Annotated in this window: 13 protein-coding genes; 1 reads left to right on the forward strand and 12 read right to left on the reverse strand. The window is 50.3% G+C overall.

Translation table 11 applies throughout. The annotated features are described in order from the left end of the window. Window positions 1–8: 8 nt before the first annotated feature. From AACV31_RS12395 to AACV31_RS12405, 3 genes are read right to left on the reverse strand one after another with little or no spacing between them, the layout of a single operon-like run. A complete protein-coding gene (locus tag AACV31_RS12395) occupies window positions 9–554 on the reverse strand; it encodes a glycoside hydrolase family 108 protein (protein WP_166337115.1) in 546 nt (181 codons plus the stop codon). Continuing rightward, the gene (locus AACV31_RS12400; RefSeq protein WP_255491433.1) at window positions 538–846 is read right to left on the reverse strand and encodes a phage holin family protein; all 309 of its coding nucleotides are present in this window, start codon (window positions 844–846) and stop codon (window positions 538–540) included. The genes AACV31_RS12395 and AACV31_RS12400 overlap by 17 nt, the downstream gene beginning before the upstream one ends. Then, window positions 824–1,222 carry a phage holin family protein gene (locus tag AACV31_RS12405; protein WP_165157085.1) on the reverse strand — a complete coding sequence of 133 codons (399 nt, stop codon included), beginning with the start codon at window positions 1,220–1,222 and terminating at the stop codon, window positions 824–826. Before AACV31_RS12405 ends, AACV31_RS12400 begins: the two co-directional genes overlap by 23 nt. A gap of 11 nt (window positions 1,223–1,233) precedes the next feature. On the opposite strand from AACV31_RS12405, the gene AACV31_RS12410 reads away from it, so the two are divergent. After that, entirely contained in the window at window positions 1,234–1,725 is a 492-nt protein-coding gene (locus AACV31_RS12410) for a hypothetical protein (RefSeq protein ID WP_165157083.1), read from the forward strand. 105 nt (window positions 1,726–1,830) lie between these two features. On the opposite strand, the gene AACV31_RS12415 is transcribed toward AACV31_RS12410, so the two are convergent. From AACV31_RS12415 to AACV31_RS12455, 9 genes are all read right to left on the reverse strand, one after another. Continuing rightward, on the reverse strand, window positions 1,831–2,502 hold the full coding sequence (locus tag AACV31_RS12415; RefSeq protein WP_165157081.1) for a bacteriophage antitermination protein Q: 672 nt from the start codon (window positions 2,500–2,502) through the stop codon (window positions 1,831–1,833). Continuing rightward, entirely contained in the window at window positions 2,502–2,801 is a 300-nt protein-coding gene (locus tag AACV31_RS12420) for a DUF1364 domain-containing protein (RefSeq protein ID WP_165157079.1), read from the reverse strand. The genes AACV31_RS12415 and AACV31_RS12420 overlap by 1 nt, the downstream gene beginning before the upstream one ends. Continuing rightward, on the reverse strand, window positions 2,798–3,448 hold the full coding sequence (locus AACV31_RS12425) for a phage N-6-adenine-methyltransferase (protein ID WP_165157077.1): 651 nt from the start codon (window positions 3,446–3,448) through the stop codon (window positions 2,798–2,800). The genes AACV31_RS12420 and AACV31_RS12425 overlap by 4 nt, the downstream gene beginning before the upstream one ends. Then, window positions 3,445–4,044, reverse strand: a complete 600-nt coding sequence (locus AACV31_RS12430) for a DUF1367 family protein (RefSeq protein WP_165157075.1) — start codon at window positions 4,042–4,044, stop codon at window positions 3,445–3,447. The genes AACV31_RS12425 and AACV31_RS12430 overlap by 4 nt, the downstream gene beginning before the upstream one ends. 56 nt (window positions 4,045–4,100) lie before the next feature. Next, window positions 4,101–4,298 carry a hypothetical protein gene (locus AACV31_RS12435; RefSeq protein ID WP_165157073.1) on the reverse strand — a complete coding sequence of 66 codons (198 nt, stop codon included), beginning with the start codon at window positions 4,296–4,298 and terminating at the stop codon, window positions 4,101–4,103. Window positions 4,299–4,632: 334 nt separating this feature from the next. Further along, a complete protein-coding gene (locus AACV31_RS12440) occupies window positions 4,633–4,788 on the reverse strand; it encodes a Hok/Gef family protein (RefSeq protein ID WP_165157071.1) in 156 nt (51 codons plus the stop codon). 250 nt (window positions 4,789–5,038) lie between these two features. After that, on the reverse strand, window positions 5,039–5,497 hold the full coding sequence (locus tag AACV31_RS12445; protein WP_165157069.1) for a PH domain-containing protein: 459 nt from the start codon (window positions 5,495–5,497) through the stop codon (window positions 5,039–5,041). 462 nt (window positions 5,498–5,959) lie between these two features. Then, window positions 5,960–6,502: a hypothetical protein gene (locus tag AACV31_RS12450; RefSeq protein ID WP_185155311.1), complete on the reverse strand. Its 543-nt coding sequence runs from the start codon at window positions 6,500–6,502 to the stop codon at window positions 5,960–5,962. Continuing rightward, a complete protein-coding gene (locus AACV31_RS12455) occupies window positions 6,499–7,236 on the reverse strand; it encodes a DUF1627 domain-containing protein (protein ID WP_165157067.1) in 738 nt (245 codons plus the stop codon). The genes AACV31_RS12450 and AACV31_RS12455 overlap by 4 nt, the downstream gene beginning before the upstream one ends. Window positions 7,237–7,276: the final 40 nt, after the last annotated feature.

Below are 7,276 nucleotides of genomic sequence, written 5' to 3' on the forward strand. Positions count from 1 at the left end.
AGAAAGGGTTACACCGCCACACGCTCTTTCAGCCAGCCATAGACGAACGACTCGTTCGCCGGTCGCTGTTCGGCCAGCTCGATATAACGCTCGCCCTGCTGACAGTTCAGCGCCACCAGCATCACACGCTCGCCATCCTTACCGCGCTTATTCAGATAAGCCTGTAGCGCGTTAATCGTGCGCGGGCCGATACGGCCGTCGACGCTCATATCGGGGTAGAGCGTTCCACGCATGTTGAACACGTTCAGGGCACGCTGAAGCATCCTGCCCGCCACGGACGGGCCCATGTTCACCCCTGTATCACAGAGCTCTGCTGCAATGTCGGGAGACAGCCTGGCCACCAGGTCAAAGCGAGGCCCGTACCAGTAATCCGCTTCCAGAATTTCCAGTGCCTGCCCGCGAGTCAGGTTTCGCATATCGCCTTTGTATCCGTGGGCGCGTGCGACTTTTTCTGTTATGCCCCATTTTGTCGCGCCGCCGCGGTCGTCGGGATGATTAACGTAGCCCCCCTCTTTACCGAGGATTTCATCAAAAATTTCATCTTTCGTTTTCATTAGGGTGTCTCAGCAGTGAGAGAATTTTTGACATGTTCCCGCGCCGGTACAGCACGATGGCGCAGAACGCAACATTCAGGGCGACAACGGACCAGCTCGACACTGCGTAAAAATTGAAAATCCAGGCAATAGGGACAATGCAGTAGCAGAGCGTCACCCAGTATACCGCCCACGCTATTCGGGGCTTATGCGCAGCACCGTTGCGCCGGTAGAGCAGAAACGCAACGACAATCACAGTACAGACGGCAGCATTCACGTCGGCAGCAACACTACTTACCATCGTCAGCATCATGACCTCCTCCGCTGCGTCTCGAGATAAGACTGAACAGCGATGTGATTTCCTGCTGGTACAGAAACGTCAGGATTTTGATTGACAGCGCAGACACACCAACCGCACAGAGTGCGTCGATGGGCTTATCGTCATAGTGCGTAAGCCAGCGTATGGCCGATGCAGCCACACCCGCGCCAAGAACACCGACAATAAACGAGATAATCAGGTGCGCGAACATACGAACAACGGGCACTTCGCGCTGCTGCGTCACGACGAACAGCGCACCGGCAAACGCACCGACGACAACACCGAAATCGGTGTTTGTCAGCAGCCCGAATATACCGGCCCCGCCGAGCGTTAACGCAACAGCACCGCCCCCGGAAATGGGTTCGGACATGGGTTACTCCTGTGATGGTTTGCGCCGGGCGTGGCGCAGATACGAAAAAGGCCCGCCATGGCGAGCCTCAAATTGATGAAGATACGATAAGAAATCACAAGATGAATCGCATTAATTCTTTGATTAGAATAAGGTTTTCACCAGAACACAATAAGGGAGATATCCGTTTGAAAAAATTAGTATTTATCCTCGTCGTGATGGGGCTGCCTCTTTTTCAGGCGAATGCGGTACAACTTACGCAAGCAGACTGTAATTTCGCAATTGAGAAACTTAAATATTTCAACGCGTATACTAATACCCATCCTGGAGAAAAGACCACCTTTGAAGAAAAGGCAACATACGCTTATGCAGAAGCATGTGAAAATGCTGGTCTTATAAGTATTGCTGGGTATTTACGTGATGTACCAGAAGCTTCACCAGAAGTAACAAAGTTTTGTCAGCAAAACGCTAAAACCAGCGGTGAAGCGATGCGTTGCTTAGCCACTGGCAAACTTGATGATTAATCCACAAATATGTAAAAACCCGCTCAAAGGCGGGTTTTTATAGCTCTGGCAAAATATCAGAATGGCGCTAAATATGGCCTATTTTGTTGCATTTTGCAAGACCGTTTATTCAAACTCTTTCTGCGGTGTCTCACAATGGTGTTCAAGAGCGTGCTGCAATGCCCTTATATCCAGCTCGTCAAACGCACGTTTAAAATGCGCCCAATGAGGCGCGTAGACGCGTAGCCATGTCGAGCGGTTTATGCTCATCAGCCTGGCTAATGCTGCGCCAGCGTACTCTTTATAGGTTTTATTGCTCCTGGTTGCTGCAACATCTTGCGCGGCAAGCCAGATCATCGAAATTAACCGCTTCTTTGTTTTATTCAGCAAGCCTGCCGGCAGATATTTTTGATGGCCGTTCCAGATTACTTCACATATAAGCGTCTGATAACGGAATGTCAGATCGAATCCGTAGCAATACTTTAACCAAGCCTGCTCGTGTTCTGGCAAGAAATTAACTGCACGACGCCAGGGTGCTCCTGCAAACTCATAATCATTAATTGGTGGTAATGGCCTGCGTCTGCTGCGCGTCTCCAGCACGTACAGTGAAGTGTTCTCAGCTTTAACCTTTCTACCGTCATCAAACTCAACCATGTGGATATGTTTGCGCGGGCAGCGGTCTTTCTCCGCTGGTGGATGTTCACTAAATGCCTGTAACTGCCCTTTCGTTTTACCTGAGTTATCCATCAGTGCGCGAGTGAGCTCAATCCGGGCGTATTCAATTAATTGCGGATTCATCAGATAAAACCCTCTTTTTTCCAAATTGCCAGCGTACGCAGCACTCCCTCTGCATGCATCAGGCGCAATTCTTCATATGTATATTCATTGGTCTTAACTCTGCCATCGATAACATCGTGGCATCCGTTACATGCAATAGCCCCCTGTAAATCATCAGGTTTACAGCCGGTACCGCAGGTTCCAGCAAGGCGGTAATGAGCGAGTACGCTCGTTTCAGGATTGAAGGTGCAATAACCTGGAATACGAACAGTGCATTCACGCCCACGGGCTTCTTTTCTCAGATTGACGGAACGTCTCAAGCGGCGCCTCCTACTAACTGCCTGGCAGCTCGCTGAATTTGAGACATGATCATCCGCCCGATCATTTCAAGCTCGTCACGGCTTATGTAACTAATCGCTGGCCCCGACCAGGTTTTATCGAAGACAGCGATTGCCATACCGAATCCTGCAGAGGATTCAGATGGCTCACCTTCTGCCGGGATATACCAATCGGGGAGATCGAAGCTGATGCGTCCACGGACGAAAGCAATGTGATCGGCGTTTTCAGGCCACCAGGTTTCACTTGTTGCAGCCTTAATGAAGAAAACATATCGTCCACCGCGTTCTCGCATTGTGAACGTGTGCTGCATGATAGGGATCATGCCGGTGATGTACTGACCTTCGAATTGAGTAGCTCGGCTATACGGAGGGTTTGCGTATGCAGCGCCCCCCAAGTCAGCAAGCCGAGCTGACCAGTCCTGGTTTAGCGCATTATCTTCTACGGTGTAGTAATGCTCACATTTGGCGTTGGCGTCGTCGGCAAACAAATCAAGGGAGAACGGGCCAAACCTGGCATTTATACCCCACCAAATCGCATCAGGCGTTCGCCATTGATCGCCGACCTCCTTCAGCTTATGTGACGGGCGGTTGCGCAGTTCAGTGAGCGCAATGCTGTAAGGACTCATCATGATCCGTACTCCAGCAGTTGCGCAGCAACGTTTTCCACCTCCTCAGGAGAAGAAAACGGTCGAAACAGAATAAAATTCCATAACACATTCAGCACAGACTTATAGAGCTGCTCGAACTCTGTATCATCCATATTTGCGAATGAAATTGACTTCGCCCGCCTGCTGTAACTTCCGTCAGGGTATACATGCTCTGTGAAATACCCTGCGCGAATAGTTACCCACTCGCGATAAGCGTCAAAGGACTTAAGCAGCGCTATATCAGCTACCCGGATATGAGCAACATCTGACAAATACAATTCAGCAGCATCTGCCAGGGCGGTGTTGTGTTGTTGCCCCACCTGACTACAGAGGAAATCGACGAATCCATTAACCAGCTTTTGCTCTTCAGGCCTAATGGCACCGCCGGTCGGCGTCCAGTATTCGAACCCAAGCTGTAATAGTTTGAAAAATTTCTTGTGGAATTGATAGTTGCGGACACGCTTGAAGTCGGCGTGTATCCACTCACCGACTTTTATACGTTGCAAAAATTCGCAGGCCCCAGGCGTAGCCGGGGTCAGGATTGCAGGACCAATCTTTTGTAGTTGAATATGTGCCATCGGTTATCTCCGGTGACACAGTGATTTCTCGCAGGCTGTTCAGACCTGCCTATAGATTATAGTGGATTGTCAGTATCATCAATAGACGGTAACCCCGCAGTTTTTCGCGCATCAGCTAACTGCCGAATGCTTGTTACGAACTCGTCAGGACATAGTACAAAACCGAACGTCACATCGCCGCGCTCGTTGCGGTAAAGCACTATTGGTCTGGTGCTGTTTTTAAGTCCTTTGATTAAATGGTCAGGTACAAACATAACATTTACTCCAGCACGTTTCCGATACTCCCTCCGTTCCCTCCGCGCGTCCCGACAGCATCCCCTACGAATGGATATATCACAATCTATCGATAATGAATATTTGCGTTTAGTAGCATTGCTGTGCTGCCAAAAATCTCCCGAAAAAACAAAAACCACAATATAACAATGGGATAAAACGAACCACCGGAAATTGAATAATTCGCATAATCAAGAACTGTTGATGATTCGTAGTAAAACGGATAACAAAAAACCCGCCTAAGCGGGTTTTTTGTGGGTGCATTGAGGATACCTGACACATCAGAGGTGGCGGGGATTTCTCCCCGCCTGTCTCTTACTCCTCAGATTCGTAAGCTGTGAAGACAGCGACTTCCATACGGCCGGTTCGGATTCGTACCTCGCAGAGGTCTTTCCTCGTTACCAGTACCGCCATGACGGCAGTAATACAGATGACGATCAGGGCGATTAATATCGCCTTTTGCTGCTTCATAGCCTGCTTCTCCTTGACCCGAAGGTCCGTAAGAGGCTAATCTTTATGTGTCGCATATAGATATGGCCTCGGTGAATGTTAAGCGTCTTGCAGGACGCTGAATGTTTCCGGGGCTTTTCTCTATCTGCCTTATAGTTCATGCCCGAGGCAGATAGCCTCAAGCACCCGCAGGGATTCTACTAAAGCTGCATAAGTCTTTCCAGTAACTGCTTTTTTCTGGTGGCAATCCATAGCCATTCAGCAATGAATCTCAACAGCTTTCGAGATCAATAAATGGTTCTTTCTTCTCATGCTTTACCTCGGCATTTTCCTGAATTTCAAAAAAGCGCCGCCTGAACGCCAACGGATTGTGAACATACTTGATCGGGGCGTGGGCTGTACCGGCATCGCTGATGATCAGCGTTCCAAAACCTAAAATCCTACCGAAAATTCCCTGCTTAACTCGCAAGCTGGATACCTTACTGAGCGGGATTTCAATAGTGTCACGCCAGATAAAGCCTGTCTTGGCTATGAGCTTTTTACTTGTGATTGCTGACTCATTAGTGAGCAACCAAAAATAGCCAATCGCTATTAGTAACAACCCCCAGCCGCGAGTGAAATAAGCAAGCACCATCCCCCAAAAGATCCATGGAGCTAATGCCCAAAGGGTGGTTTTACCTCTGTAAAGAACTTTTTCATCTCCCACAAGGTTGGAATCTACAAAAGACATGCGCATCTCCCTATTTTGTACAAGAAAATTGCATATCTTACTGGTAAAAGTTGTCTGGGTCATTGAGTAGCATCACTATACGCAAGGTCACCTCAACACATCCTCCGCACTGATTAACCCCTTCGCTCTTAAATAGTCCATTGCATCGTTTGGCAACGCACTGTTTGGTCGGGATCGCCTTAACAGCCAGGCTGATAGATTTTTAAGTAGTGCGTTACTGGCTCTCTGTGTTTGCTTATTTCGCTCACGCTTCCCCCCACTCAACCCAGGAGTTCTCGCCGTCCGCGTCAACCTCGCCCTTCTGTCCGCATTTTGCGCAGGCAACCTCATCTCCTGCCCACAACTGCTGCGTAGTAGTAGACCAGCCCGTCACCCGCGCTTTCTCGTGCCCGCATTTTGGACAATTATCTAGCCAGTCAATTTCAACTGTTACCGGCCCGAAACCGTGCTCTGAACGAATGCTCACGCTTCCCCCCCTGTCTCAAGATTGATGCCAGCTGCCAGAACCCTTTCGGCCTGCCGTATATCCGGGTTACCTGCAATCATCACCTCCGGTGCGTCACACTCGCCGCCCAATTCAACAATGCACTCATGCCCTGTTCGCAGGCAGGATTTGTAACCGCTAACTACCAGCCTAAGTGCATCTGTAAGCTCTGCGTTGCGCCGCTCCGCTACAAGGCGCTTTTTGAATTGAGCTTTACGGCTTGCCCGGAGATTGTTCTTAGCGAGTTCAGCCAGATAAAGCTGATGCTCTGCATTCGCCAGGCGCTGGCGCACTTCGTCGTTTTCCAACTCGGCTACGCGCTCGCGAAGCGCCTCAATTTCAGCGGCCATGTAATAACCCACGCAGCTAAACACATCAGCGCTATCACCCGCGATTTCCAGCTCCATGCATGCCATCAGCCTGGCGTCCTGGTAATTGTCGCTGCCGTCGGTAACAGCGACGGAATATGTGTCGTTCCCGGTTTTATTGATAAGCACGACTGGATTGTGAATTTCGCTCATCTGGCGGACTCCTGATTTAACTGCGCAACGATGTCCTTGTTCTGATTCAGCACCCGCAGCGCGGCACAGACACGTTGCCACTTCTGAACGTTGCTTTTTGCCCGACGCAGCTCGCGGTTAGCTACGCGCAGAGACGGGAAAATCAGGTCGTCAGGGCGCTTTTCAGTGAAAGACGGTATCGACTGCATGAAGTCCGCCATGGTTTCGCGTCCGGCATCATTTCCCGCCGCTTCCGGCAAAGGTAACGCGGCCTCTGCTATCTGCGGCGCGGATTTACCAGACGTTTCCGTCGCTGGCTTGCTTTCTGCACCTGCTGGTAAATCAGCAACCGGCAGGCAGTAACGGGATTTACCGTTCTGATTAGCGCGAATCAGACGCCCCTTGCTGAGGGCATGTGTCAGCGTTGAAGCCACCTTGCGGGATGTTATCCCGAACACGGCAGCAAGCTCATCAGCCGACTGCGGGCCATTTTTTTCGATAATCGCTGTTAAATCCTGCTCCGAGATTTTTGTCGCCGTAGCCGCAATCGTTGTTTCTTCCGGCAGTTCCGTCCGCTTTTCCTGAGCGCTGCCGTCAGCCACCCACCAGGTGTATGCGCTCTTGTCAACGAAACCGGCATTTTTCAGATTCCACAGCTCTCTCAGCACTTCCTCCCGGCTGATATCAAGTCGCGCCGCCAGTTCCACAGAGGTGGCTGTCCCCATCGCTTTCAGTGCGTCAAAAACAGTTTCCATAAAAAACCTCACACAATTTCAGACATATCCCGCCGCTTTC

Source organism: Cronobacter sp. EKM101R (genome assembly GCF_963888145.1).
Lineage (GTDB): Bacteria > Pseudomonadota > Gammaproteobacteria > Enterobacterales > Enterobacteriaceae > Cronobacter > Cronobacter turicensis.